We start from the raw sequence: 25442 nt of genomic DNA on the forward strand, positions 1-25442 counted from the left end.
CCCTAGGAAAGAAGCAGTTGCAGTCCTGGTGAGTCCATGAATCTCAGAGATCTCCGTCATCTCATCGCCGTTGCGGACCACCGCAACTTCACGCGCGCCGCCGACATCGCCGCCATCAGCCAGCCCGCCCTGTCGAGCAAGATCAAGAAACTCGAGACGACCCTCGAACAGAAGATCTTCGAACGGGGGCGTACCGAGGTGACCCTGACCGCCTTCGGTGAGGAACTCGTCGAGATCGCGCGCGAGATGATCGCGCTCGCCGACCGGATCCACGATCGGGCCAGCGCCATGAAGTCGGTCGACGCCGCTCCCGTTCGGCTGGGTCTCACACCTACTCTGGCGGCGTATCTCTCGGGCTACTTCCGCCAGATGCTCGCCACGCTCTACCCGGGTCTGCCGCTTGTGATCGTCGAGGAGAAGCCCGCCGCCCTGGCGCGAATGGTCGAGACGAAGGCGGTCGATGTCGCCTTTCTGGCCCGTAAGAGCCACACGGCCCTGTACGCCGAGAGCGTTGCTCCCATGGCCTTCACCCCGCTCTGGCTCGAGCCGGCCTATCTGGCCGTACCGACCGGTCATTCGCTGTCGGAATCGCAGGGCATCCATGCCCGTGACGTGCCGCCGGACATGCTCATCCGGTTTGATACGCCCTTCGGTTATGACCTCGAGGCGGATCTGCCGACCTCGGATGCCGACAATGCGGCGCGGGTGGGCATCGACGTGCGCACCGCCCGGTTCGAGACCGTGTGCCGCCATGTCGCGCAGAACGACGCTTGCACGCTGGTAAACGGCGTTGCCGCGATGCAATTCATGGCCGACGGGTTCGGCCTCGCCTTCGTGCCCTTTCGGGACGCGGGCAACCTGCGCGAGCTCGGCGCGATCAGTCGACCGGGATGCCCCCGCTACGAGGTCGTGGAGGCGATGCGTGCCTATATCGCCGACAACCCGCCCGCCGGTACGCAGGTCCCGGCCGCCCGGCTCACCCCGCGCCCGCTGCCCGAGCCTCTTCGCGTCTGACACATCGACCCCGATCCGACAGATCCGCGCCGCCCGTTCCCCCGGGCGGCGCATTACGTTTCGCCGCCCCAGGAGACGGATCTACGGCTTCAAAAGCCAACACGAGTGGCGACGTTTTCGTGAATGTCCGTGGGTGAATGGAAAAGGGCTGTGCCGCCAAGCCCGAGAAAACCCATGCGGACCTGGCCCTGTCGCCCATGCGCCGATCACAGCACGCGTGACTATCGCATTTGCCTATGGGGGCCATTCGACTTCGGTATTTTCGCCGACTCGGCGCGCTTTCTAGCCCTTGGATCAGCGATCGCCCCGTCTCTCCGGGCCCGACGCAGAAACCAGATGGAGCTTACCATGCTATCCGACTTCCTTGCCGGCCTCCGGGCCCGTCTTCTCCAGACATCCTCCCTTTCGCAGGAAACCGTCCGCGACGGTCAGACGCTGACCAACGGCGTCTTCCAGAGCACGATCGTCGACAACACTCCGGCCTTCATTCTCCAGAACGATCTGTCGCGTCTGCTGAACTTCGGCCAGATCCAGACCAACAACGCGCCCGCCGCCGTCGCCGTCCCTGGCGAGGACGCGCAGGTCTTCAACTTCCGCTCCGGGTCGATCGACGCGAACTCCGGCCCCGACGCGCTGGCCACCGCCATCGACGTCACAGGCAGCGCCGCGGTTCGCAACTTCGGCGCGATCTCGGGCGATTTCAACGGTGTCAGCTTCTCGGGTGCCAACAGCTCGGGCACGCTCGACAACTTCCGCGGCGGGGTCATCACTTCCGACAGCCGCGCGGTGAACATTCAGGGCCAAGGCGTCTCGGTGCGCAACTTCGGTGACATCCTGGGCACCGGCGACCAACGCAACGGCACGATCTATACCGACGCCGGGGCCGAGGACGTCTCGATCTCGAACTTCACCGGCGGCACGATCGACGCGGGTGAAGGCAACCTCGGCGCGGGCATCTCGCTGCAGGTGGGTGACGAAGCCGGGGACGTGGTGTCGAACACCATCTTCAACGGCGTCGGCGCGACCATCGAGGGCCGCGGCCAGGCGGCGGCGAACACAGGCCAGGCCGGTGACGGCATTCGCATCAATAACGGGGCCGAGGGCACCGTGTCGGGCACCGACATCGTGAACGCCGGTCTCATCACTTCCGACAGCGAACAGGGCACGGCCGCCGGCCTGCGCATCGCCGACGGCGTGGGAGCCGAGGGCACCATCGTCAACACCACGACCGGTGTGATCGAGGGCGCACGCAACGGTCTCTACGTGGGCAACGCCGAGCACGATCTCGACATCGTCAATGCCGGCACCATCCAGTCGGGCAGCCGCGCGGTGAACATCGACGGCTCGGACGTGGATCTCGTCAACACCGGCGATATCCTCGGCACCGGCGATCAGCGCAACGGCACCGTCTATTCGGACGACACCGCCCGCGACTTCTCGATCACCAACGCCACCACCGGCACCATCGATGCCGGCGAAGGCAACCAGGGATCGGGCGTGTCGCTCTCGCTCGCCGAGGACGGCAACGGCGAGGTCAGCATCGACAACGCCGGCCTCATCGCCGGTCGCGGTCAGGCCTCACCGGCCGGTGGCACCGCCGGCGACGGCATCCGGCTCGAAGGCGTGCGCGTCGAGGAAGGCTTCGCGCCCGCGCTCTTCGAGGGCACGATCACCAACCAGGGCACCGTCACCTCCGAAAGCGACCAGGGCTCCACGGGTGCGTTCCGCGCCGTCAACGGCGTGAACTTCCAGGGCGAGCTGCGCAACGAGGCCGGCGGCACCTTCGCGGGCGCCAACAACGGCGTCTACTTCGGCACCGGCGACCACACCGGCGGCTCCTTCGTGAACGAGGGCCTCGTGACCTCGGACAGCCGGGCGGTGAACATCGACGGCGAGGGCCTCTCGGTCGTCAACACCGGCGAGATCCTCGGCACCGGCAACCAGCGGAACGGCACGGTCTACTCCGACGGCACCGCCGACCAGTACAGCTTCACCAACACCGGCACGGTCGATGCGGGCGAAGGCAACAACGGCTCCGGCGTCTCGCTGCAGACGGGTGACGTGGACGGCGATGTCGTCTCGGCCATCGTCGAGAACAGCGGCACGATCCAGGGTCGCGGCGACGCCACCGAGGGCAACCAGATCGGCGACGGTCTGCGGGTCTTCTCGAACGTCGAGGACGCGAGCTTCGCCGGACTGATCCAGAACGACGGGCTGATCGCCGGTGCCGAGGGCAACGAGGCCGCCGCAGGTATCCGCGTGGACGGCGATGTCGATCTTCTCGGCGCGATCGTCAACGACGGCGTCGTCCGCGGCGCGGTGAATGCCATCGACGCGACCGACGCGGCCGCCGTGACCATCGTCAACGATGACGACGGTCTACTCGACGGCAACGTCCTTCTGGGCGACGGCGACGACATCCTCGTCGACCTCGGCCGGATCGAGGGCGTGATCGACGGCGGCGGCGGCGGCGACGTGCTGATCGCGGGCGAGGGAGACAACGTCCTCGTCGGCGGGATCGGCAACGACTTCCTCGACGGGGGAGATGGTATCGACACGGCCGACTTCTCCGACCTGGATGTGGGCGTCACCGTCGATCTGGGCGCGAACGGAAACGGGACCGCCACGCGCGAGACCGGCTTCTCGGTCAGCGTGCAGAATGCCGTCGTGGCAAATCCGGCTCAGTTCGGCTCGGCCATCGCCGACGGGGCGGCCTTCGTGCAGCAAGCGTTGGAGAGCAACCTCTACTACAACGTGCACACGACTGACTTCCCCGGTGGCGAGATCCGCGGCCAGCTCGCGGTCGACTCCGACGTCACCGAGCACGGGATCCGCACGATCGAGCTTTCCGGCGGCCTCGACGCCGCGCAGGAACCCGATCCGATCTCGGACAGCGAAGCCACCGGTCAGGCCACCGTCACCATCATCCAGAACCTTGAGACGGGTGAGGTGACCTACTCGAGCGATCTGTCGGTCAAGGGGATCAGCGATGCGGATCTCGCAACGCCGATCCCGGGGGTCGTCTCGCCGATCCACCTGCACAATGCTCCGGCGGGTGCGAACGGGCCGGTCGTGCAGGATACGCTGATCGACGCGGGTGCCACGCTCGACGTTGATGCAGGGCCGGGCGAGATTGGCGTCGTCGGTGCCGATGTCATCGACGAGGTGCTTGAAGTCGACGTCCTGTCGTCGATCGAGAACGTCACCGCCTCGGACGATGCAGACGTGCTCATCGGTTCCGACGTTGACAACCGGCTCGTCGGCGGTGACGGCGACGACCTGCTGTCGGGCGAGGGTGGCGACGACATCCTCACCGGGGGCGCGGGGGCGGACACCTTCCGCTTCGCGCCGGGCGACGGCAACGACGTCGTGACCGATTTCCAGCTCGGCACCGACCGGCTGCAGATCGACGACTTCGGGCCCGACTTCTCGGCCTCCGATGCCCTGACCCAGGATGGCAGCGATGCGCTGCTGACCTTCGAGGACGGGTCGACGGTTCGGCTGGTGGGCGTCGACGCCACCCAGTTCAGCGAAGACGACTTCCTCGCCTGAGCCAGACCATTGACTCGGGACGGCGGCCCCCGCCGCCGTCCCACCTTCCCGTGCCCAACCGGAGATCTCCCATGCCCGATCGTTCCTCCCCCGTTCGCCACGCCTGGAAGAGCCTGCGCCGCGGCTTCCTCGGGGTGGCTCTCTTCAGCCTGGTCCTGAACCTTCTGATGCTCGCCGCGCCCCTCTACATGCTGCAGGTCTACGACCGCGTCCTGACCAGCCAGAACCTCGACACCCTGATCGCCCTGAGCGTCCTGCTCGGCGGCGTCTTCGTCGTCACCGCACTCCTCGATCTCGTGCGGATGCGCATCCTGGCGCGCCTCGGCGCGCGATTCGAGTTCCGGATCGGCACGCCGATCCTGCGCGCGGCCATGCGCCGCCGAGTATTGAGCCGGGCCCGCTCGGGCGAGGCGCTGACGGCCGACATCAACGGCTTTCGCGACTTCATCTCGGGTACGACGCCCACCGCCTTCTTCGATGCGCCGTGGATCCCGATCTATCTCTTCATCCTCTATGCGCTGCACCCCTACCTCGGGGCGCTCGGTCTCGTCGGGGCGCTGACGCTCACGATCCTCGCGCTCGTCAACAACGCCCGTGCCCACGGCCCCACGATGGCCGCCTCCGAGGCGCGCGGGCGGGCCGATGCGCTCTTCGGGACGGCCGAGCGCAACGCGGAACTGGCACAGGCCATGGGGATGCGGGCCGCGCTCGCGCGCCGCTGGGCCACGTTGCAGGTTGCCGGACATCGCCACAGAACACAGGCCGGCGATCGGGTGACGAGCTTCCTAGTGCTGTCGAAATCCCTGCGCATGGCGCTGCAATCCGGGATGCTGGGCCTCGGCGCGGCGCTGACGATCCTGGGTCAGTCCACCGCCGGTGTCATGATCGCCTCGACCATCATCCTCGCCCGCGCGCTCGCGCCCATTGACCAGTTGATCGGCCAGTGGCGTGGCTTCCTTGCGGCGCGCGGATCCTACGCGCGGATCGACGCGCTCACGCGGGACCACCCTGAGTATGCGCGTCGCCTGAACTTGCCGAACCCCTTCCGCACGCTCGACGTCGCCATCGCGCAGGCCGGCCCGCCCGAAGCGCGCAATGCCACGCTCACCGGCCTTTCGTTCAATCTCGAGGCAGGTGATACCGTCGCGGTGATCGGTCCGAGCGGGGCCGGGAAGTCGACGCTGGCGCGGATGCTCGCCGGGATCTGGATGCCGCAAAAGGGCGACGTTCGCCTCGATGGCTCGCCCACGGCCATCTGGAACCCGGAGATCCTCGGCCGACATGTCGGCTACCTTCCGCAGGACGTGGAGCTCTTCGACGGCACCATCCGCGAGAACATCGCCCGCTTCGCGACCGAGATCGACGACGCGCAAGTCCTCTCTGCGGCGCAGGAGGCTGATGTACATGACCTCATCACCGCGCTGCCCGACGGCTACGAGACGCAGCTCGGTCAGGGGTTCCACCTCTCTGGCGGCCAGCGGCAGCGCATCGCGCTGGCGCGGGCGCTCTACGGCAATCCGTTCCTCCTCGTCCTCGACGAGCCCAACTCCGACCTCGACACCACGGGCGAGACGGCGCTGCGCCGCGCGATCCTCGCGGCCAAGGCCCGGGGGGCGATCACGATCGTGATGACTCACCGGCCGAGCACGCTTCAGGCCGTCTCCAAGGTCCTGATCCTCAAGGGCGGCCGCCAGGCTGCCTTCGGCGACCGGGACGAAGTGCTGCGCGCCACCCGGCGCAACGTCATCCAGACTTCCGGTGCGGCACGCCCCGTCACCGCCACCCCCACGCCCCGAACCGCAGGAGCCCTGACATGACCCCGATGACCATCAATGCCCGTCCCCCCGCGCCCGCGCCCTATATCGAGGATGCCGAGATTTTGGGAGCGACCCCGCGCATCGCGGGTTTCGTCTTCGCCGGCCTTCTCGTCGTGCTGTTCTTTGCCGGCGGGGCCGTCTTCTGGGCTGCCACCCAGCGGCTCGACGGGGCCATCGTCGCACCGGCCTCCTTCGTCGTGGAGGGCAACCGCAAGACCGTCGATCACATCGACGGCGGCATTCTCCGCGCGATTCACGTGGCCGACGGTGATATGGTGGAGGCGGGCCAGGTTCTAGCCGAGCTTGACGGCGCGGAGATCGCCGTGGACCTCGACGTCCTCGGCAGCCAACTGGGCGAACTCACCGTGCGGGAGGCCCGGCTGCGCGCACAGCTCGCCGGGGCGGAGCAATTCGACCGGTCGGCCATCGTCGGCGCGGTGCCCGTGCCCGAGGCCTACTGGCGCGCGGCCTTCGTAGCGCAGCAGGAGCTTTTCACGCGGGAACTTTCGGCTCGTCGGAGCGAGGAGGCGATTCTCGCGCAGCGGATCGACAGCCTGAACGCGCAGATCGCCGGCCTCGAGGAGCAGCGCGACTTCAACCGACGCCAGCTTGAGATCGGACTGAAGGAGCTCGAGGGGCTTCGCAGTCTTCTGGCCAGCGGCCTCGTCGTCGCCCCGCGCGTGAACGCCCGAGAGATCGAGATCGAACGGCTGCGCGGGGCCGATGCCTCCTTCCGCACCCAGCAGGCGCAGCTGACCGACCAGATCGGGTCGCTCCGCCTCGCCGCCCTGGGTGAGACCCGTCTGCGCCAGGAGACCGCCGCGTCCGAGATCGCCGCCATCCATGCGCAGGTTGCGGCCCTTCGTCCGCAGTACGAAGGCGTCCTGGACCGGCTCGAGCGCGTGCGCATCGTCGCGCCGGTCTCGGGCCGTGTGGTCGACCTTTCGCTTTTCACCGTCGGCGGTGTCGTGCGACCGGGTGTACAGCTGATGGACATCGTGCCCGAGGACGGCGACCTCGTGGTCGAGGCCCGCGTGAACACCGGCGACATCGAGGCGCTGCGAATCGGTCAGCGGGCGCGCGTGCGTCTGTCTGCCTACGAGCAGGGCGACATCCCCGAGGCCAGCGCCGAGATCACCGACATCTCCGCCGACAGCCTGCTCGACGAGCGCACGGGCGATCGCTTCTACCTGGTGCGTACGGTCCTTGACGAGATGCAGCCCGCCCCGGTCGCCGCGCTCGACCTGGTACCCGGGATGCCGGCGGACCTTTTCTTCTCGACCGGGGAGCAGACGGCGCTGAACTATCTCATCAGCCCCTTCCGGAAGCGCATCGCGCGCACCTTCATCGAGCAGGAGTGAGCGCGGCACGTCGCCGGCCCGCGATCCGGCGGCAGTGAACCCCGCTGCCGCCGGATGCAGGTTGTCCACGTGTGGTGTCGGCCAAGGCGCGCGGGGCGACAGCCGGTCAATCTCGAAAGACCGGCGGGAAGCTCTTGCCGGCGCGGCGACAGTCGTTCAAAAGTCCGGTGCGTCTCCTGCGGTCGAACGGCTCGGACCTCGACGACCAAGCTTTCCCGGTTGCCGCTGTCCGCGGCATCGCAGGATCGGCTAGCTTGCGAGCGACGCATAACGAGTGACGGCTCCACGGCGGACGGCGGCTGATCCGCACCCGCCCGGACCCACCGTATCGGTTCAATCGAAATCGATGGAATGAGGGCGGAACACTCGTGATACGTATACGATCGAAACGGGTCTCCGATGCGTGACCTGACCCGCTACACCCGCGTGCTCGAGATCGTGGGCGATACCATGCGTATCCGCGTGCCGACGGGCGAGGGGGCGGACGTCGCCGTACGCTTCGGCGATCTCGCCGTCATCGAGGGGACGGAGGGCGCGCGCTCGCTCGCGCAGGTGATCGACATCGACCGGGAGGACGTGACGCTTCAGGTCTTCTCCGGGACGAAAGGCATCTCGACCGCCGCTACGGCGACCTTCCTCGGCCATCCGATGCAGGTGCCGTTCTCCGAAAACATTCTCGGGCGGGTCTTCGACGGAGCGGGCGCGTCGATCGACGGGGGCCCCGACCTCTCGGCAGAGCCGCGCTACGACATCGGCGGGCCTTCGGTGAACCCGGCCGAGCGGCGGGTGCCGCGCCGCATGATCCGCACCGACGTGCCGATGATCGACGTCTTCAACACGCTGGTCGAGAGCCAGAAGATCCCGATCTTCTCGGTCTCGGGAGAACCCTTCAATCCCTTCCTCGCCCGCATCGGCATCCAGGCCGACGCCGATATCGTGGTCTTCGGCGGCCTCGGCCTCATCTTCGACGACTACCACGCCTTCCGGCAGGCGTTCGAGGATGCGGGCGTCTTCGCACGGACGGTGATGTTCGTGAACCAGGCGTCGGATCCGCTGGTCGAGCGCCTCCTTGTGCCCGACATGGCGCTGGCCGTGGCCGAGAAATACGCGGTCGAGCAGGGCAAGCGCGTGCTCGTTCTCCTGACCGACATGACGGCCTATGCGGACGCGATGAAGGAGGTCGGCATCAGCCAGGAGCGGGTGCCCTCGAACCGCGGCTACATGGGCGATCTCTACTCGCAGCTCGCGCGCCGCTACGAGAAGGCCTGCGACTACGCGAAGGGCGGCTCCGTCACGATCCTCGCGGCGACGACCATGCCGGGCGGCGACGTCACCCATCCGGTACCCGACAATACCGGCTACATCACGGAGGGTCAGTTCTACCTGCACTCCGGCGTCATCGACCCTTTCGGCAGTCTCTCGCGGCTCAAGCAGAACGTTGTCGGCAAGGAAACGCGCGAAGATCACGGCCAGATCATGAACACCATGATCCGCTTCTACTCCGAGGCCCGCGACGCGGCCCAGAAGCAGGCGATGGCGTTCGAGCTGTCGGACTACGACCGTCAGGTGCTGAAGTTCGGCGCGCTCTTCCGGGAGCGGTTCATGAAGCTCGACATCGCGTTGCCGCTCGAAGAGGCGCTCGACCTCTGCTGGGTGACGCTGGCCGAGTGCTTCCGTCCCGAGCAGCTCCTGATGAAGCAGACCCTCGTGGATGCCTACTTCCCGAAGGAGGCCGATGGCCCGCTTGCAGCTCAATAAGTCGTCGCTCGCCCGCGAGCAGGCCGCCCTGCGGACCTACGAGCGGTTCCTGCCCTCGCTTGACCTGAAACGCCAGCAGCTCATGGGCGAGCGCGCGACGGCGGTGGCAAAGGTCGCCGCGCTCGAGAAACGGGTGCGCGACTTCGCCGCGGCGGTCGGGCGCGATCTGCCGATGCTCGGGAACGAGCGGGTCGATCTCGACGAGCTGGTGACCCTCAAGGATCACCATCTCGGTACCGAGAACGTCGTCGGCACCAGGCTGCCTGTGCTGGAACGGGTCGAGGTCGCCGTCCGGCCCTACGATCCGATGACCAAGCCGCACTGGGTCGACGACGTCGCGCGCCTCCTGCACGACATGCTGGAGGCCAAGCTGCGTGTCGAGGTCGCGCGGGAGAGAGTGCGCCTGCTGGAGGCGGCGGTCGCGACCGTGACGCAGCGCGTGAACCTCTTCGACAAGGTACTCATCCCGGGGGCGCGGTCCAACATCAAGCGGATCCGCATCGCGCTCTCCGACGAGGCGATGGCGGCGGTCGTCCGCTCGAAGCTCTCCAAGCGCAAGAGGGTGCGCGTATGAGCATCGCGCGGATGCTGAAGGTCACCCTCGCGGGCAAGGCGGTGCGGAAGGTCGAGGTGCTGCGGCAGCTGCAGGATCTCGGTTGCATGCACCTCATTCCGGTCTCCGCCGCCGAAGTGCCGCCCGAGGCCGCACCGGTTCGCGGAGCGGAGGAGGCGACGAAGGCGCTTCGGTTCCTGGCGCAGGTGGCAGGTGACCGCCGGCAGGTACGCCACGACCCGGAGTGGGACGCGACGACCTTCGTGGGCCGCGTCCTCGACCTGCGGCAGCGGATGCGGGCCGCCCGCGACCGACGCGATGTGCTGGCCGAACAGATCGCCGAAGTCAGGCCCTGGGGGGAGATCGACTTCGGTCCCGCGCACCGGCCCGGTGCGCCCCGTCTCTGGTTCTATCGGCTGCCGGTCAGGGAGCGCGCGGCCCTCGACGCGCTCGACCTGCCGTGGGAGGTCGTGGCCTCGGATCAGCGTTTCGACTACGTCGCCGTCATCGCGCCGCAGGCCCCGCCCGCCGATCTGCTGCCGGTGGCACGCGTGCGGATGGGCAGTCGCCCCCTCTCGGCGCTCGAGCGCGATCTCGAGGAGGCCGAACTGAGCCTGGAGCGGCTGCAGGACGAACGTCTGGCATTGACCCGCTACCTCGATCTCTTGCGCGCCGACATGGGCGCGGCGGAGAGCCGAGCGGAACTCGATTTCGCCGCCTACCAGACCCGCGACGCCGATCGCCTGTTCGCGGCTCAGGGGTGGGTGCCGGCGGACGACATGCCCGCCGTCGAGGCCTGTGCCGAAGCCGAGGGCCTGGCGACGATCGTGGAAGAGCCCGCCTGGAACGAAGTGCCGCCGACCAAGCTCGAGCAGCCGCCCGAGGCCGCCGCGGGCGTCTCGCTCGCCATGTTCTATCAGGTGCCGAGCGCGATTGACTGGGATCCGACACGCATCCTGACCTGGTCCTTCGCACTCTTCTTCGCGATGATCGTGGCGGATGCGGGCTACGGGCTCTTGCTTCTTTGCGGGCTGCTGATCGGCTGGCGACGGCTCGATCGCTCGACGGCGCTGCGCGGATGGCGGCGACTGGGGTTCGTCGTCGCGGTCGCGACCGTGCTCTACGGTGCCCTCGTCGGCAGCTACTTCGGCGTGGCTCCCGATCCGGCAAGCCCGCTCGGCGCGTTCGCCGTGCTGAGCCTCGACGACTTCGACACGATGATGCGGCTCTCCATCGGCGTCGGCGTCGCGCATCTCGTCTTCGCTCTCGCGATGAGCGCCTGGGTCCACCGCGACCGCCGTTCGGCGATCGCACGTCTTGGATGGATCGCCGCGATCCTCGGCGGGCTGGTCCTCTGGCTCGGCGACCGGGACGGCGGCTTGGCGACCCTGGGTACTGGCCTCCTCGCGGGTGGTCTCGTCGCGGTCGCGGGTTTCGCGTCGGACAGGCCCGTCGCGGCACCCTCGGACTGGGCCTGGCGCGCGGTCGACGGCCTGCGTGCCCTGAGCGGTGCGATGGGCCTTTTCGGCGACGTGCTGAGCTACATGCGGCTTTTCGCGCTCGGCCTCGCCTCGGCCTCGCTCGCGCTCACCTTCAACGATCTCGCGGCCCAGGTCCGCGACGCGGTGCCCGGTGTGGGGCTTCTGCTCGCGCTTCTCATCCTCGCGCTCGGGCATGTGCTCAACTTCGGCCTCGCGCTGATGTCGGGCGTCGTTCACGGGCTGCGGCTCAACTACATCGAGTTCTTCAAATGGGGCCTGCCGGAGGAGGGGACTGCCTTCCGACCCCTGGCCCGAAAGGAGGTTCAGGAATGAACGAACTGGTTCTCGCCCTCGGCTGGACGGGCATCTTCGCCCCCATGGCGCTGGGCGCGGTGGCAAGCGCCATCGGTTGTTCGATCGCCGGACAGGCGAGCATCGGCGCGATGACGGAGGTCGACGGCGGCTACGGCCGGTTCGTCGGCATCTCGGCCTTTCCGTCGACCTTCGTAATCTACGGGATCGTCATCATGTTCACCCTGAACCGCGAGGTGACGGCGCTGAACGCGGGCGGGCTCTTCGGCGTCGGTCTGATGTCGGGCATCGCGCTTCTCTATTGCGGGGTTTATCAGGGCCGGGCCTGCGCCGCGGCCATCGCGGCCTCGAAGGAGAAACCCGAGATCTTCGGCCTGTCGCTCGCGCCCGCGGCGATCATCGAGGGTTTCGGTGTCTTCGCCTTCGTCTTCGCCCTCGTCGTCAGTGCGGGGATCGCCTGATGGCGGCGGTCTCGAAGGGCGTCGAGGCGCTGCTGGAGCGGCTGCGCGCCGATGGCGTGGCGGCCGGAGAGGCCGAGGCCGCCCGGCTGACGGCGGAGGCGAAAACGGAGGCCGCGCGCGTCCTGCGCGACGCGACGGCGGACGCCGAGGCGCTGAAAACCTCGGCCCGGCGCGAGACCGACGCCTACCGCAAGGCTGGCGAGGAGGCGCTGGAAATCGCCATGCGCGACGCTGTGCTTACCATGAAGTCCGGCCTCATGCGTCAATTCGAGGCCGATGTGCGCGCCATGGTCACGCAGGCCAGCGCCGATCCGGACACGATCAGGGACATGGTCCTCGAGGTCGCGGGCCGTGCGCGCCCGGCGGGCGACGACGGGGCCGCGGTCATCCTCCCGGCCGAGGTCGTCGGTCCCGATGCGATCCGCGCGGATCCGGGCAGCGTGCGGGGCAGCCGGCTCACTGGCTTCGTCCTCGGTCTCACCGCCGAGATGCTGCGAGAGGGGATCGAACTGCACGCGGCGGAGGACCTCGAGGCCGGCATCCGCGTCCGGGTCGACGGGGAGGACCTCGAGATCGACCTCTCGGATGCGGCGATCGCCAGCCTGCTGATGCAGCATCTGCAGCCGCGGTTCCGCGCGGTGATGGAAGGGGTGCTGCGCTAGCCCATGTCGCAGTCCGACGCATATGTCTCGCTCATGGCCGGTCTGCCCGGGCCCGAACGGCTGTTTCGCGCCAAGCAGCCGCCCCTGTCCCGACTGCGGCTGGAGAAGCGGCTCGCCGTGCTCGCGCCGGAGGATCGCGCGGTGCTGGACCGGATCGAGCGACTGCTCGACTGGGGCGGCTACGCCATGGACGAGGACGCGGGCGAACTCGCCCATCGCGCCCGCGCGGCGACCTTGGCCACCCGAAGCGCGACGCTCCGGGCCGTGATCCGCGAGCGGCTCGACCTGCGCACGGCCGTCGCCGCGCTGCGGATGCGCCGCGACGGGGCGGGTCCGCCGCCGCCAGGGTGGTCGCCGTCGCGCCTCGCACGGATCGTCGCGGCCAACTGGAGCGACCCGACCTTCGCGCTGGAGCTACGGGTGCCCGGCCTGCGGGAGCTTGCGGCCCTCATCGATGCCCGCGCGCCCCTGCCTGCCGAACGCAAGATCCTCGAGATCGCCCACGCGCAACTCTCCCGCCACGCCATGCGGCACCATTTCGACCTCGAGGCCGTGGTCCTCTACGTGCTGCGCTGGACCATCTTCGACCGCTGGGCCCGTGCCGACGCCCGCGCGGCCACGGCCCGCTTCGACGCGCTGACGGCCCAGGCGCTGGCGGGCTTCACGGGCCTCCCCCGACAGGAACGATGACATGACCGACCCTTCCCCCGACAACCCGACCGCCCGGATCGTCGCCGTGCAAGACGACCTCGTGCGTATCGAGGCCCGACCCGGGCCCGACGGCACGCCCGGCCGGCTCACGAAGAACGAGGTCGTCCATATCCTGCCCCCACCGCGCGGATCGGAGCGGCAGGAGCGGCTCAAGGCCGAGGTCCTGCGTGTGCGCGGGGCGACGGCCGACGCGCAGGTCTACGAGAGCACGCGGGGCATCGCCGTGGGCGACCCGGTGGAGCAGACGGGCGAGCTTCTGTCGGTCGAGCTTGGCCCCGGCCTCCTCGGTTCGGTCTACGACGGGTTGCAGGCCCCGCTGGCGCAGGTGGCTGCCGAATACGGCATCTTCCTGCCCCGGGGCGCGGCGGTCGCGCCGCTCGGGACCGACGTGAAATGGAACTTCACCGCAAGGGTGACGGTGGGCGACACCCTCCGCGCCGGCGATCCGCTCGGGACGGTTCCCGAGGGGCGGTTCGCGCACAAGATCATGGTGCCCTTCGGTTGGGCCGGAGACTGGCAGGTGGCCTGGCTGCGCGAGGGCCCGGGAAGGCTGCGCGACACGGTGGCGCGGCTTCGGTCGGCAGGCGGTCAGGAACGCGAGGTCTCGCTCGTCCAGACCTGGCCCGTGCGCCGCGCCCTGCCGTCCGCGCTCCTGAAGCGGGCCGTCTCCCGCCGCGAGTTTCCGACCGAGCCGGTGCTCACGGCGCAGCGGCTCATCGACACGTTCTTCCCCATCGCCCGCGGCGGAACCGCCTGCATCCCCGGGCCGTTCGGCGCGGGCAAGACGGTGCTCCAGAACGTCATCGCGCGAAACGCCGAGGTCGACGTGGTGATCGTCGTGGCCTGCGGCGAGCGCGCGGGCGAGGTGGTCGAGACGATCCAGGAGTATCCGGGCATGACGGATCCGACCTCGGGCGGGAGCCTGATGGATCGCACGATCATCATCTGCAACACTTCCTCGATGCCGGTGGCCGCGCGCGAGGCGTCGATCTTCACCGGCATCACGCTCGGCGAATACTATCGTCAGATGGGGCTCGACGTCCTCCTGATCGCCGACAGCACGTCCCGCTGGGCGCAGGCCATGCGCGAAACCTCGGGCCGGCTCGAGGAGATCCCGGGCGAGGAGGGCTTCCCGGCCTACCTCGAAAGCTCGATCAAGGGTCTCTACGAGCGCGCGGGCGTCCTGCGCACCAACGACGGCGACCGCGGCAGCCTGACGATGATCGGCACCGTCTCGCCGGCGGGCGGCAATTTCGACGAACCGGTCACGCAATCGACGCTCTCGACGGTCAAATGCTTCCTCGGCCTGTCGTCCGAGCGCGCCTACAAGCGGTTCTATCCCGCGGTCGACCCCCTGATGTCGTGGTCGCGTTACCTCGAGCAGATGCAGGGCTGGTACGCCGATACCCTGGGGGCCGGCTGGATCGACCGGGTGAAGACGCTGCAATCGCTGCTGGAGCGTGGCGCGCAGGTCGAGCAGATGATGCAGGTGACGGGCGAGGAGGGGGTCACGATGGAGGATTTCGTCACGCACCAGCAGGCACTCTTCGTCGACATGGTCTACCTTCAGCAGGACGCCTTCGACGAGGTCGACTCGCGCGTGCCCCTCGCGCGGCAGAAGGCGGTCTTCGAGCGCGTCCATACCGTGGCCGACGGGAGGCCGACCTTCCCGGGCAAGGCCGAAGCGCGAACCTGGTTCACCGAACTGACGGGGCTTTTCAAGAACTTCCACTACGCCGCTTCGGGCACGCCGGCCTATGACGACCTGCTGGGCCGGATCGACGCGCGGATCGCCAGGGTCGGCATGCAGGCACCGGATGTCCCTGCCGACGCGGAGCCGCCGGGCGCGCGCTCCGACGGCGAAAATGCCGCGCCGCGGTAGCGGCGATGCTGCATGTGCAATATGCTCGACCCATGCAACCATGAGGCACGGACGATGTTCGATCTGACCGGCAAGCGGGCCCTCGTCGTCGGCGTTGCCAACGACCAGTCGATTGCCTGGGGCTGTGCCCGGGCGTTGCGGGCGCGGGGCGCGGAGCTGGCGATCACCTATCTGAACGCGAAGGCGGAGCCGCACGTCCGCCCGCTCGCCGAAGCGCTCGGGGCGGAGATCGTCGCGCCGCTCGACGTCTCCGTCGACGGACAGCTCGACAGCCTCTTCGCCCGCATCGCCGCGCAGTGGGGGAGTCTCGATGTCCTGCTCCATTCGATCGCCTTCTGCCGCGCGGAGGATCTCCATGGCCGTGTCGTCGACTGCTCGGCCGAGGGGTTCGCGGCGGCGATGGACGTCTCGGTCCATTCCTTCCTGCGGATGATCCGCGCGGCAGAGCCGCTGATGCCGCGGGGCGGCACCTGCATGACCGTCAGCTTCTACGGATCCGAGAAGGTGGTCGAGGACTACAACATCATGGGCCCGGTCAAGGCCGCGCTCGAATCGGTCACCCGCTACGCGGCCGCGGAACTGGGGCAGAAGGGCATCAGCGTCCACGCGCTGTCGCCCGGACCGCTGGCCACGCGCGCCGCGAGCGGGATCGCGCATTTCGACGAGATGCTCGCACGGGCGGCCGCGAAGGCCCCGACCCGGACGCTGGCGACGATCGAGGACGTCGGGGCCTATGCCGCCTTCCTCGCCAGCGACGAGGCAAAAAACGTCACAGGAGTCGTCCATCCTATCGACGGCGGCTATCAGATCATCGGCTAGGAGGCTCTCATGCAGCGGATGGCAGACTACACCGGACGCGACGCGCGGGACGACTTCGCGTTGCAGCAGGCGTTCCTCGCGCAGGCGGCGGGCGTGCGGGGGAAGGATGGCCTAACGGCCGGCCGGGCCACGGCGGCGCAGGTCGGGGCGCAGGCGGCGCGGATCGGTGCCGGCCTGCGTGACCTGCGAACCCCCGTCGCCCTCGCGGCGGCATGGCAGGGCTACCTGCAGGACGCGGGGCAACGAACGGTCCTGACACTCGATGCGCTGCGGCAATGGTCGGACATGCAGATCGCCCATGAGGCCGCGGGCGCGCCGCCGGTCCTGATCTACGACTACGAGACGATCCTCGAAGGCGCGACGCTCGACCGGCCGTCGAACTACGCGCTGCTCAAGATCACGCCACCCGAGGGCAGCCCGCCGGAGGGCGAGGGGAAACGGCCCTATGTCATCATCGACCCGCGCGCGGGGCATGGGCCGGGCATCGGGGGGTTCAAGCTGGAAAGCCAGGTCGGCGTCGCGCTGGCCGACGGACACCCCGTCTATTTCGTGGCCTTCCATCAGATGCCCGAGCCGGGCCAGACCGTCGCCGACGTGACCCGGTCCGAGGCCGCCTTCGTGGCCGAGGTCCGCCGCCGCCACCCCGAGAGCCCGGCCCCGGCAATCGTCGGCAACTGTCAGGGCGGCTGGGCCACGGCCGTTCTCGCCGCGACGCATCCGGCGCTGACGGGGCCGATCATCCTGAACGGCGCGCCCATGTCCTACTGGGCCGGCCGGATCGGGGAATACCCGATGCGCTACGCCGGCGGTCTCCTCGGCGGGGTGACACCGGCGCTTCTGGCCTCCGACCTGGGCGGCGGCGTCTTCGACGGGGCGAACCTCGTGGTGAACTTCGAGGCACAGAACCCGGGGCGGAACTGGCTGCGCAAATACTACGACCTCTTTCGCGACATCGACGGAGGGCCCGCGCGTTTCCTCGAATTCGAGCGCTGGTGGACTTGCTTCTACATGATGACCGGCGAGGAGATCCGCTGGATCGTCGAGAACCTCTTCGTCGGCAACCGCCTCGCCAAGAACGAGGCGCAGCTGGAGCCGGGCGTGCCGATCGACCTGAAGGCCATCCGCGCGCCGATCATCTGTTTCGCCTCGCAGGGCGACAACATCACGCCGCCCGCGCAGGCGCTCGACTGGATCATGGACACCTACGCCGACGAGCGCGAGATCGAGATCGCAGGGCAGCGGATCATCTACGTCGTGCACGAGACGATCGGGCATCTGGGCATCTTCGTCTCTTCCTCGGTCGCGCGGCGCGAGCACGAGGAATTCGTCTCCACGCTCAAGACGCTCGAGGCCTTTCCGCCGGGTCTCTACGAGATGGTGATCGAAGACGTGCAGGGGCGGGGCGAGGACAAGCGTTTCGAAGTCAGCTTTGCGCGGCGCAGCTTCGAGGAGCTTTCCGCCGTCACCGGCGGGCGCGCCGACGAGGCCGCCTTCGCCGGGGCCGCCCGGGCCTCCGAGGCTCTGGCCGAGGTCTACGACACGGCGGTCGCGCCGATGCTGAAGCGGGCGGTAGATCCCGAACTGGCGGGGCGGATGCGCGCGGCGCATCCGGCGCGGTCGATGCGTCGTGCCTTCGCCAGCGACCGTCCCGGCATGGGGTGGATCGAGCGCACGGCGGAGACGCTCGCCCGGGCGCGGACGCCGGTGGCGGCGGACAACCCCTTCCTGCTGGTCGAACGGCTCTGGGCCGACATGGCGGAGGCCGGCTGGAACGCCGCCCGCGACTGGAAGGAGGCGGCCACTGAGATCGCCTTCCTGGCCACCTGGGCAAATCCGTGGGCGATGGCCTACGGCAAGCCCTTCGACCACACCCGCCGTCCGACCCCCCGGCAGGAGCTGGCCCCCACGGTCGAGGCGGCCATCGCCTGCGCCTCGGAGGGCGGGGCGGCCGCGGGGATCGTCCGGTTGCTCCTTCTCCTGGCCGGGCCGCGCGGCCGCGTGCGGCTCGACCGGCTCGAGCGATCCTCCGCGGCGCTGACGACGCGCGCGCCTTTCCGGGGGATGGAGGCAGCGGCCCGGGCGAAGCTCATCCATCGGCAACTGCTGATCGTCCGGTTCGACACGGAGCGCGCGATCGAGACGCTGCCCGATCTCATCCGTACCGAGCGCGACCGGAATACGGCGCGCGACATCATCGCCTTCGTGCTGGGGGGCGAGGACGATTTGACGGGGGAAAGCCGCGCGGCGTTGCAGCGGATTCACCATTTCCTGAACGACGCCCCGCAAACGGCCGCCGAATGACCGGGGGGCCCTGGGATCTGTTGGAGCCGGGTGCGGAAGCAAGGCTCGAACGTCTGTGCCGCGAGGAGGATCTCTTCGTTTTCGCCAACGCCTCGGGCAGTTTCAACGCGCTGCATTTGCCGGACCGCGATGGCGACGGAGATGGCAGACCGGAGGGCGTGGCCCCCGGCATGTGGATCGCCTCGCTCATTTCGGCCGTCCTGGGCAACCTGTTGCCCGGGCCCGGCACCGTCTATCGCAGCCAGACCCTGCGCTTCACCGGAGAGGCGCGGGCCGGCGACACGCTGACGGCGCATGTACGCCTCATCGAGAAGCTGCCCGACCGGGTGTTGCGCTTCGCGACCCGGGTCGAGGGGCCAAACGGACGTCTCGTCACGGGCGAGGCCGAGGTCACGGCCCCCGCGCGGGCCATCCCGGTCGACACGCGGGCCGTACCGGGGCTGACCGTGCGCCGCCACCTGCACTTCGAACGCCTGCTCGCGCTGGCCGAGCCGCTGCCGCCGATCCCCACGGCGGTCGTCGCACCCGAGACGCCCGATGCGCTCGGCGGGGCAATGCTCGGCGCGCGACACACGCTGATCGCGCCCATTCTCGTCGGCGACCCGGCCCGGATCGCCGATGCTGCGGAGGCCGAGGGTCTCGATCTCGCCGGTCAGGAAATCGTCGCGGTCGCCGACCATGCCGAGGCCGCGGCCCGGGCGGTCGCCCTCGTCCACGAGGGGCGGGCGCGGGCGGTGATGAAGGGGCACCTTCACACCGACGTCCTCCTGAAGGCCGTGGTCGCCCGCACCGGCGGGTTGCGGACGGGGCGGCGGCTCAGCCATGTCTTCGTGATGGACGTGCCGGGCCTCGATCATCTGCTGATGATTACCGATGCGGCGATCAACATCGCGCCCGATCTCCTCGCGAAGGCGGATATCGCGCAGAACGCCATCGACCTCGCCCGCGCCCTCGGGGTCGAGACGCCCCGCGTCGGCGTGCTCTCGGCCGTCGAGACGGTGAACCCGGCGATCCCCTCGACGCTCGATGCGGCGGGCCTTTCGAAGATGGCCGACCGCGGGCAGATCACGGGCGGGCTCGTCGACGGGCCGCTGGCGATGGACAACGCCGTCGATGTCGGGGCCGCGCGGGCGAAGGGCATCACCTCGCTCGTGGCCGGGCGGGCCGATATCCTCCTCGCGCCGAACCTCGAGGCGGGCAACATGCTCGCCAAGGAGCTGACCTTCCTCGCCCACGCCGAAGCCGGCGGCATCGTCATGGGGGCCCAGGTTCCGATCATCCTGACGAGCCGGGCCGACGACGAGACCGCGCGCCTGGCCTCCTGCGCCATCGCGGCGCTGCAGGCGGCACGCCGATGACCGATACGCTCCTTACGCTCAACGCCGGCAGTTCCTCGGTCAAGTTCTCCGTCTGGGCGGCGGCGGCCGAGCCGGCGCTCCTGCTCGAGGGTCAGGTCGAGAACCTCGGCCCCGCCGCCCGACTGGTGATCGAGGGCGAGCCGAAGGACGTGCGCGAGATCGGCGGCGCGGACCACGCCGCCGCGCTCACCGCGATCCTGACCGCCATATCGCCCACGCTCGACGGCCGGCGCGTCGTCGGTGTCGGGCACCGGATCGTGCATGGCGGAGTGGAGTTCGACGCTCCCGTCCGTCTCGACGCGGGGATCCGCCAGCGCCTCGCCGCGCTGATCCCGCTCGCCCCGCTGCATCAGCCGCACAACCTGTCGATGGTGGCGGCCGCCGCGGAGGCCTTTCCCGGGGCCGTCCACGTCGGTTGCTTCGATACGGCCTTCCATCGCGGCCATCCCTGGGTGAACGACACGTTCGGCCTGCCGCGGCGGTTCTACGAGGCCGGGGTGCGGCGCTACGGGTTTCACGGCCTTTCCTACGACTACATCTCCGGCGTGCTGGCGCGGGACTATCCCGATCTCCACGCGGGCCGGGTCGTCATCGCGCACCTCGGGAACGGGGCATCGATGTGCGCCGTCCGGGCCGGCAGGAGCGTCGGGTCGACCATGGGGTTTTCTGCGCTCGACGGGCTTCCGATGGGCACCCGCTGCGGGCAGCTCGACCCGGGCGTCGTGCTCTACCTGCTCGAAACGGGGCACGGCGCGGACGAGATCAAGACGATCCTCTACCGCGAAAGCGGGCTGACGGGTCTGTCGGGCATCGGCCACGACATGCGCGCGCTTCTGGCGTCCGACAGGCCCGAAGCCATGCAGGCGATCGACTACTACGTCTTCCGGATCCGTCGGGAGCTCGGCGCGATGGCGGCCGTGCTCTGCGGCGTCGATGCGCTCGTCTTCTGCGGCGGGATCGGCGAGAACGCGGCCCCGATCCGGGCGCGCGTGCTCCAGGGGATGGATTGGCTCGGGCTGTCGCTCGATGCCGCGGCGAACGACGCGAACGCGCGCGAGATCGGGGCGGGCGCGACCCGCGCGCTGGTGATCCCCACCGACGAGGAGCGGGTGATCGCCCGCGCCGTGGCCCGGGCGATCGCCTGAGCGAAGGCCTCAGGTCTCGGGCGGTTCGGTCTCGTCGTCGAGCAGCACGCGGGCCGCGTCCCCCTCGAGATCCTCGTATTGCCCGTGGCGCAACGTCCAGAGACAGGCGAGAAGACCAAGCGCGCCGAGTGCGATCGACACGGGGATGAGCACGACGAGCACGTTCATCGCCGCACCGCGTTCAGCACGACCGTCACCGAGGATGTCGACATGGCGATCGCCGCCGCGAGCGGCGTGGCGAGGCCGGCGAGGGCGATCGGGATGGCGATCGCGTTGTAGAGCGATGCGATCCAGAGGTTCTGCCGGATGCGCGCGAGCGCCCCGCGCGCCGTGCGTGTCGTCCGCGCGATCGCGCGCAGGTCGCCGCCGAGGAGGACGCCGTCGGCCGCCACGCGCGCCGCGTCGAGGGCCGAAGCCGGCGCGAGGGAGGCATGGGCCGCGGCGAGCGCGGCGGCGTCGTTGATGCCGTCACCCACCATCAGGACGCGGCGGCCGCCGTCCGCGAGGGCTGCGATGGCCCGAGCCTTGCCCTCGGGCGAGACCGCGCTCGCGACCTCGGTGATGCCGAGCCGTCCGGCAAGCGCTCCGCCGCGGGCCGCCGTATCACCGGTCAGCATGTGGATGTCGAGGCCCTGAGCGCGCAGATCGGCGACGACCTCCTCCGCGCCGGGCCGCAGCACCTCCTCGAGCGGCAGGGGCACGACGCGGTCGGGCAGATGCAGCTCCGTCCCCGCGGACCCGCGCCCGAGGAAGACGGGAGCCCCGTCCCAGAGGCCGTGGACACCCTCGCCCGTCACTTCTCGCAGGTCGGTCAGCGGGGCAGGGACGTGTCCGGCCAGCGCCGCATCGACGGCACGCGCGACCGGGTGACCGGAGGCCTGGGCGAGGGCGCGGGCCACCCCGGCCGCCGCCCCGTCGAGCGCGACCTGCATCCGGCCTTCGGTCAGTGTTCCGGTCTTGTCGAAGACGACCGTGTCGATCTCGGCCAGCCGTTCGAGCGCGGTGTCGGACTTCAGGAGGATGCCGCCCCGGAAGAGGCGGCCGGTCATGCTGGCCGTGACGGTGGGCACGGCGAGCCCGAGCGCGCAGGGACAGGTGATGATGAGAACCGCCGTCGCCACGGCGATGCCGGTGCCGACGCTCCCCGTGCCGAACCACCAGCCGGCGAAGGCGAGCCCCGCCAGCAGGTGGACGAGGGGCGCATACATGCGCGCGGCCCGGTCGGCGATGCCCTGATGGCGGTGGCGGCCGGTCTCGGCGATCTCCACGAGGCGGGCGAGGCGGCGCAGGGTGCTGTCCTCCGCCCGGGCCGTGGCGCGGAGCGTGAGCGGGCTGCCCAGCACGATCTCGCCCGCGCAGATCGCCCCGCCGGCATCCACCGCGACCGGGTCGGCCTCCCCGGTGACGGCGGATCGGTCGATCAGCGCGGCGCTCTCGGCGGTGCCGTCCACCGGCGCGCGGTCGGCCGGTGCCAGTGCGAGGCGGTCGCCGGCGCGCACGTCGGCGATGGCGACGACGCGTCGGGCGGTGCCCTCGATCCGCGTGGCGCGCGGCACTTCGAGCGCCGTCAGTTCGGCCGCCGCGGACCGCGCCGCGGCGCGGGCCCGCAGATCGAGATAGCGTCCAGCCAGCAGGAAGAACGTCAGCGAAAGCGCGGCCTCGAACCAGGCGTGGGTGCCTTCGTGCGTGATCGTCTCGTAGAGCGAGGTCGCGCCGGCGAGTGCGATGGCGAGCGCGATCGGCACGTCCATGTTGAGCCGGCCCGCGCGTAGCGCATCGCGCGCGGAGGCGAAGAAGGGCACGGCCGAGAAGGCCAGCGCCGGCAGGGCGATGGCCGCCGCGATCCAGTGGAAGAGAGCGCGCGTCGCCTCCTCTGCGCCCGCCCAGACCGCGATCGACAGCCCCATGACGTTCATCATGGCGAAGCCCGCCACCGCGATCCGCGCAAGCAGGAGCCGCGCCGCCGGGTCGCCCGAGGGGGCGAGAGCGGCCTCGTCGAGTTCCAGCGCGGTGTAGCCCGCCCCGCTCAGGGCGTCGCAGACGTCCCCCGGGTCGAGCTCGGGCGCGGTGACGACGCGTACGCGCCGCCGGCCGAGGTTGACCCGCGCCGCACGCACGCCGGGCAGGGCGGCGAGCGTGCGCTCCACCCCCCGGATGCAGCTCGCGCAGTGGATGTCGGGCAGCGAGAGGTGCAGCACCTCTCCTTCGGCGTCCGGGGCGGGGCCGTCGCCCACGGGCGCGACCGCGCAGGCGGGGCAGGCGGCGGTCATCGCGGCACCCGCACGGGGATGCGGCGGCGGAAGGGCGTGCCGTCGGGGGCCGTCATCTCGACCCTCAGGTTCCAGTTGCCGGCCCGCGCGTCCACCGGGGCCCGCCAGGCGGTGCCGTCCCAATCGAAGGCCGGGGCGACGTCGTCGGCCGTCGTGGTGGCGCGACCGAAGGTGGCGTGGTCGATGCGCGGGCGCACCGGACCCTCCGCGTCCGCCACGGCGAGGCGCAGGGTGCCGTCGGTCCAGGTCGCGTCGACGTCCCAGCCGAGCGCGTCCTGCGCTTTGCGGGCCGCCTCGAAGTGCTGGCTCACGACGTAGACGTTCTTCGTCTCGATCCCGGGGAAGCTGCGCACCGCATTCACGGCGAGGGTGACGTTCGCGCCGATGATGATGGCGAAGCCCCCGACGAAGAGTGCGGCTACACGTCTGCCGGTCAGGCCCTTTCCGGTCTCAGTCGTCATTGCTCTCCCTCCCGTTGAAGATGGTGTCTGCATGGGCGCGTTCGCCCGAGGTGAGATCCTCGATCCAGAGCCGCAGGTCCGTGTGGTCCACGGCCGCGGCCGGATCCTGCGGTCGCGCGGTCACGTAGATCCGCTGCCGCACGGTCGCGCTCGCCGGAACGTCGACGACCAGATCGTCCTCGCCCTCGAGCGCGATCCGCAGGACGGTGTCGGCGGAGAGGGCGACGTGGAAGGCGCGGGGTTCGGCATGCTTGTTGCGCAACCGCAGGTCGTAGGCGTTGCGGATCGACCCGTCGGAGAGCGTCACGAAGGTCGGGTTGCGCACCGGGGCCACGGTGACGTCGATCTCGGGGCGCACGAAGAGGGCCACCACGAGCGCTACGCCGATGGCCGCCCAGGCCAGCGTATAGACGATCGTGCGCGGGCGCAGGACATGCCGCCACGCGGCTGTCGGCTGCCAGCCCTCCGGGGCGGGGACGGTCGGCGGCGTGTCTTCCAGCGCGAGGTAGTCGATCAGCCCGCGCGGCCGGCCGATCTTGGCCATCACGTCGTCGCAGGCGTCGATGCAGAGTGCGCAGGTGATGCACTCCATCTGTTGCCCCTCGCGGATGTCGATGCCCATTGGGCAGACGTTCACGCAGGCCATGCAGTCGATGCAGTCCCCGAGCGTCTCGCCCTCGCGCGAGATGCGGGGCGCGGCGTGGTCCTTGTCGAGCGCAGCGCCGTAGCGGACGCGCGCGCCCTGGCTGTCGACGTCCTCGGCCACGGCGGCGCGCTTGGCGTTGCCCTTGCCGCGCGGCTCACCGCGCCACTCGCGGTAGCCGACGGTCAGCGTGCCCGGGTCGACCATCGCCGCCTGGATGCGCGGCCAGGGGCACATGTAGATGCAGACCTGCTCGCGCAGGAAGCCGCCGAGGATGAAGGTCGTCGCCGTAAGCACGCCGATCGTCGCATAGGCCACGAAGGGAGCCTCGAAGGCGACGAGTTGCCGCAGAAGCGTCGGCGCATCGGCGAAATAGAACACCCAGGCCCCGCCCGTGCAGATCGCGATCAGGAGCCAGACCGCCCATTTCGTCAGCCGAAGGCTTGCCTTGCGGGTATCCCAGGGGGCGTTCCAGAGCCGTATCCGCGCGTTCCGGTCGCCCTCGATCCAGCGCTCCACGGCGAAGAAGAGGTCGGTCCAGACGGTCTGGGGGCAGGTGTAGCCGCACCAGACCCGGCCGAGCGCGGAGGTGAAGAGGAAGAGCCCGAGCCCCGCCATGATGAGAAGCCCGGCGACGAAGTAGAACTCGTGCGGCCAGATCTCGATCCAGAAGAAATAGAAGCGCCGGTTGGCCAGATCCACGAGGACGGCCTGGTCGGGCAGGTTCGGCCCCCGGTCCCAGCGGATCCAGGGGGTCAGATAGTAGATGCCGAGCGTGGCGAAGAGGATCCACCACTTGAGCGTACGATAAAAGCCGCTGACGCGGCGCGGGAAGATCGGCTCGGTGGGCGCAAAGAGAGGGGGGTTGTCGTTCATTGGTC

General features: G+C 69.7%; 19 protein-coding genes. 15 read left to right on the forward strand and 4 right to left on the reverse strand.

All coding sequences use genetic code 11. The annotated features are described in order from the left end of the window. Positions 1-36 precede the first annotated feature (36 nt). The 15 genes from HSX43_RS06560 to HSX43_RS06630 all read left to right on the forward strand — a co-directional run bounded on the left by HSX43_RS06560 (position 37) and on the right by HSX43_RS06630 (position 21187). The gene (locus HSX43_RS06560; RefSeq protein WP_179379321.1) at positions 37-1014 is read left to right on the forward strand and encodes a LysR family transcriptional regulator; all 978 of its coding nucleotides are present in this window, start codon (positions 37-39) and stop codon (positions 1012-1014) included. Between the two features lie 348 nt (positions 1015-1362). Further along, complete coding sequence (locus HSX43_RS06565; RefSeq protein WP_179379322.1) at positions 1363-4566, forward strand: beta strand repeat-containing protein; 3204 nt, start codon at positions 1363-1365, stop codon at positions 4564-4566. A gap of 71 nt (positions 4567-4637) precedes the next feature. Continuing rightward, the gene (locus HSX43_RS06570; protein WP_179379323.1) at positions 4638-6383 is read left to right on the forward strand and encodes a type I secretion system permease/ATPase; all 1746 of its coding nucleotides are present in this window, start codon (positions 4638-4640) and stop codon (positions 6381-6383) included. Beyond that, positions 6380-7744 carry an HlyD family type I secretion periplasmic adaptor subunit gene (locus HSX43_RS06575; RefSeq protein ID WP_179379324.1) on the forward strand — a complete coding sequence of 455 codons (1365 nt, stop codon included), beginning with the start codon at positions 6380-6382 and terminating at the stop codon, positions 7742-7744. The genes HSX43_RS06570 and HSX43_RS06575 overlap by 4 nt, the downstream gene beginning before the upstream one ends. A 399-nt stretch (positions 7745-8143) precedes the next feature. Then, complete coding sequence (locus tag HSX43_RS06580; RefSeq protein ID WP_179379325.1) at positions 8144-9502, forward strand: V-type ATP synthase subunit B; 1359 nt, start codon at positions 8144-8146, stop codon at positions 9500-9502. Then, on the forward strand, positions 9480-10076 hold the full coding sequence (locus HSX43_RS06585; RefSeq protein ID WP_179379326.1) for a V-type ATP synthase subunit D: 597 nt from the start codon (positions 9480-9482) through the stop codon (positions 10074-10076). The genes HSX43_RS06580 and HSX43_RS06585 overlap by 23 nt, the downstream gene beginning before the upstream one ends. Next, positions 10073-11869 carry a V-type ATP synthase subunit I gene (locus tag HSX43_RS06590; protein ID WP_179379327.1) on the forward strand — a complete coding sequence of 599 codons (1797 nt, stop codon included), beginning with the start codon at positions 10073-10075 and terminating at the stop codon, positions 11867-11869. The genes HSX43_RS06585 and HSX43_RS06590 overlap by 4 nt, the downstream gene beginning before the upstream one ends. Continuing rightward, positions 11866-12309 carry an ATP synthase subunit C gene (locus HSX43_RS06595; protein ID WP_179379328.1) on the forward strand — a complete coding sequence of 148 codons (444 nt, stop codon included), beginning with the start codon at positions 11866-11868 and terminating at the stop codon, positions 12307-12309. The genes HSX43_RS06590 and HSX43_RS06595 overlap by 4 nt, the downstream gene beginning before the upstream one ends. Continuing rightward, positions 12309-12971, forward strand: coding sequence for a hypothetical protein (locus HSX43_RS06600; RefSeq protein WP_179379329.1), 663 nt, complete (start codon positions 12309-12311; stop codon positions 12969-12971). Before HSX43_RS06595 ends, HSX43_RS06600 begins: the two co-directional genes overlap by 1 nt. 3 nt (positions 12972-12974) lie before the next feature. Next, a complete protein-coding gene (locus HSX43_RS06605; protein ID WP_179379330.1) occupies positions 12975-13661 on the forward strand; it encodes a hypothetical protein in 687 nt (228 codons plus the stop codon). 1 nt (position 13662) lies between these two features. Beyond that, on the forward strand, positions 13663-15564 hold the full coding sequence (locus HSX43_RS06610) for a V-type ATP synthase subunit A (RefSeq protein WP_179379331.1): 1902 nt from the start codon (positions 13663-13665) through the stop codon (positions 15562-15564). Between the two features lie 54 nt (positions 15565-15618). Further along, complete coding sequence (gene fabI / locus HSX43_RS06615; protein ID WP_179379332.1) at positions 15619-16383, forward strand: enoyl-ACP reductase FabI; 765 nt, start codon at positions 15619-15621, stop codon at positions 16381-16383. A gap of 9 nt (positions 16384-16392) precedes the next feature. Further along, entirely contained in the window at positions 16393-18684 is a 2292-nt protein-coding gene (locus tag HSX43_RS06620; RefSeq protein WP_179379333.1) for a DUF3141 domain-containing protein, read from the forward strand. Continuing rightward, on the forward strand, positions 18681-20042 hold the full coding sequence (locus HSX43_RS06625) for a bifunctional enoyl-CoA hydratase/phosphate acetyltransferase (protein ID WP_179379334.1): 1362 nt from the start codon (positions 18681-18683) through the stop codon (positions 20040-20042). The genes HSX43_RS06620 and HSX43_RS06625 overlap by 4 nt, the downstream gene beginning before the upstream one ends. Further along, positions 20039-21187 carry an acetate/propionate family kinase gene (locus tag HSX43_RS06630; RefSeq protein ID WP_179379335.1) on the forward strand — a complete coding sequence of 383 codons (1149 nt, stop codon included), beginning with the start codon at positions 20039-20041 and terminating at the stop codon, positions 21185-21187. Before HSX43_RS06625 ends, HSX43_RS06630 begins: the two co-directional genes overlap by 4 nt. 9 nt (positions 21188-21196) lie before the next feature. Here the strand turns inward: HSX43_RS06630 and ccoS are convergent, their stop codons facing one another. The 4 genes from ccoS to ccoG are packed head-to-tail and all read right to left on the reverse strand — an operon-like array spanning position 21197 to position 25437. Beyond that, positions 21197-21355: a cbb3-type cytochrome oxidase assembly protein CcoS gene (ccoS, locus tag HSX43_RS06635; RefSeq protein ID WP_179379336.1), complete on the reverse strand. Its 159-nt coding sequence runs from the start codon at positions 21353-21355 to the stop codon at positions 21197-21199. Continuing rightward, positions 21352-23457, reverse strand: a complete 2106-nt coding sequence (locus tag HSX43_RS06640) for a heavy metal translocating P-type ATPase (protein ID WP_179379337.1) — start codon at positions 23455-23457, stop codon at positions 21352-21354. Before HSX43_RS06640 ends, ccoS begins: the two co-directional genes overlap by 4 nt. Continuing rightward, positions 23454-23918 (reverse strand): FixH family protein, encoded by a 465-nt coding sequence (locus HSX43_RS06645; protein WP_179379338.1) that lies wholly within the window; start codon positions 23916-23918, stop codon positions 23454-23456. The genes HSX43_RS06640 and HSX43_RS06645 overlap by 4 nt, the downstream gene beginning before the upstream one ends. Beyond that, positions 23908-25437: a cytochrome c oxidase accessory protein CcoG gene (gene ccoG, locus HSX43_RS06650; protein ID WP_179379339.1), complete on the reverse strand. Its 1530-nt coding sequence runs from the start codon at positions 25435-25437 to the stop codon at positions 23908-23910. The genes HSX43_RS06645 and ccoG overlap by 11 nt, the downstream gene beginning before the upstream one ends. Between the last annotated feature and the right edge of the window lie 5 nt (positions 25438-25442).

The organism is Jannaschia marina (genome assembly GCF_013404595.1).
GTDB classification, from domain to species: Bacteria; Pseudomonadota; Alphaproteobacteria; order Rhodobacterales; family Rhodobacteraceae; genus Jannaschia; species Jannaschia marina.

Excerpts from the sequence above, each read along its gene's own strand:
- ccoS (WP_179379336.1), bottom strand. The coding sequence starts at position 21,355 with ATGAACGTGCTCGTCGTGCTCATCCCCGTGTCGATCGCACTCGGCGCG.
- HSX43_RS06565 (WP_179379322.1), top strand. The coding sequence starts at position 1,363 with ATGCTATCCGACTTCCTTGCCGGCCTCCGGGCCCGTCTTCTCCAGACA.
- HSX43_RS06595 (WP_179379328.1), top strand. The coding sequence starts at position 11,866 with ATGAACGAACTGGTTCTCGCCCTCGGCTGGACGGGCATCTTCGCCCCC.
- HSX43_RS06575 (WP_179379324.1), top strand. The coding sequence starts at position 6,380 with ATGACCCCGATGACCATCAATGCCCGTCCCCCCGCGCCCGCGCCCTAT.
- HSX43_RS06605 (WP_179379330.1), top strand. The coding sequence starts at position 12,975 with ATGTCGCAGTCCGACGCATATGTCTCGCTCATGGCCGGTCTGCCCGGG.
- ccoG (WP_179379339.1), bottom strand. The coding sequence starts at position 25,437 with ATGAACGACAACCCCCCTCTCTTTGCGCCCACCGAGCCGATCTTCCCG.
- HSX43_RS06610 (WP_179379331.1), top strand. The coding sequence starts at position 13,663 with ATGACCGACCCTTCCCCCGACAACCCGACCGCCCGGATCGTCGCCGTG.
- HSX43_RS06630 (WP_179379335.1), top strand. The coding sequence starts at position 20,039 with ATGACCGATACGCTCCTTACGCTCAACGCCGGCAGTTCCTCGGTCAAG.
- HSX43_RS06600 (WP_179379329.1), top strand. The coding sequence starts at position 12,309 with ATGGCGGCGGTCTCGAAGGGCGTCGAGGCGCTGCTGGAGCGGCTGCGC.
- fabI (WP_179379332.1), top strand. The coding sequence starts at position 15,619 with ATGTTCGATCTGACCGGCAAGCGGGCCCTCGTCGTCGGCGTTGCCAAC.
- HSX43_RS06620 (WP_179379333.1), top strand. The coding sequence starts at position 16,393 with ATGCAGCGGATGGCAGACTACACCGGACGCGACGCGCGGGACGACTTC.
- HSX43_RS06625 (WP_179379334.1), top strand. The coding sequence starts at position 18,681 with ATGACCGGGGGGCCCTGGGATCTGTTGGAGCCGGGTGCGGAAGCAAGG.
- HSX43_RS06645 (WP_179379338.1), bottom strand. The coding sequence starts at position 23,918 with ATGACGACTGAGACCGGAAAGGGCCTGACCGGCAGACGTGTAGCCGCA.
- HSX43_RS06580 (WP_179379325.1), top strand. The coding sequence starts at position 8,144 with ATGCGTGACCTGACCCGCTACACCCGCGTGCTCGAGATCGTGGGCGAT.
- HSX43_RS06640 (WP_179379337.1), bottom strand. The coding sequence starts at position 23,457 with ATGACCGCCGCCTGCCCCGCCTGCGCGGTCGCGCCCGTGGGCGACGGC.
- HSX43_RS06590 (WP_179379327.1), top strand. The coding sequence starts at position 10,073 with ATGAGCATCGCGCGGATGCTGAAGGTCACCCTCGCGGGCAAGGCGGTG.
- HSX43_RS06560 (WP_179379321.1), top strand. The coding sequence starts at position 37 with ATGAATCTCAGAGATCTCCGTCATCTCATCGCCGTTGCGGACCACCGC.
- HSX43_RS06585 (WP_179379326.1), top strand. The coding sequence starts at position 9,480 with ATGGCCCGCTTGCAGCTCAATAAGTCGTCGCTCGCCCGCGAGCAGGCC.
- HSX43_RS06570 (WP_179379323.1), top strand. The coding sequence starts at position 4,638 with ATGCCCGATCGTTCCTCCCCCGTTCGCCACGCCTGGAAGAGCCTGCGC.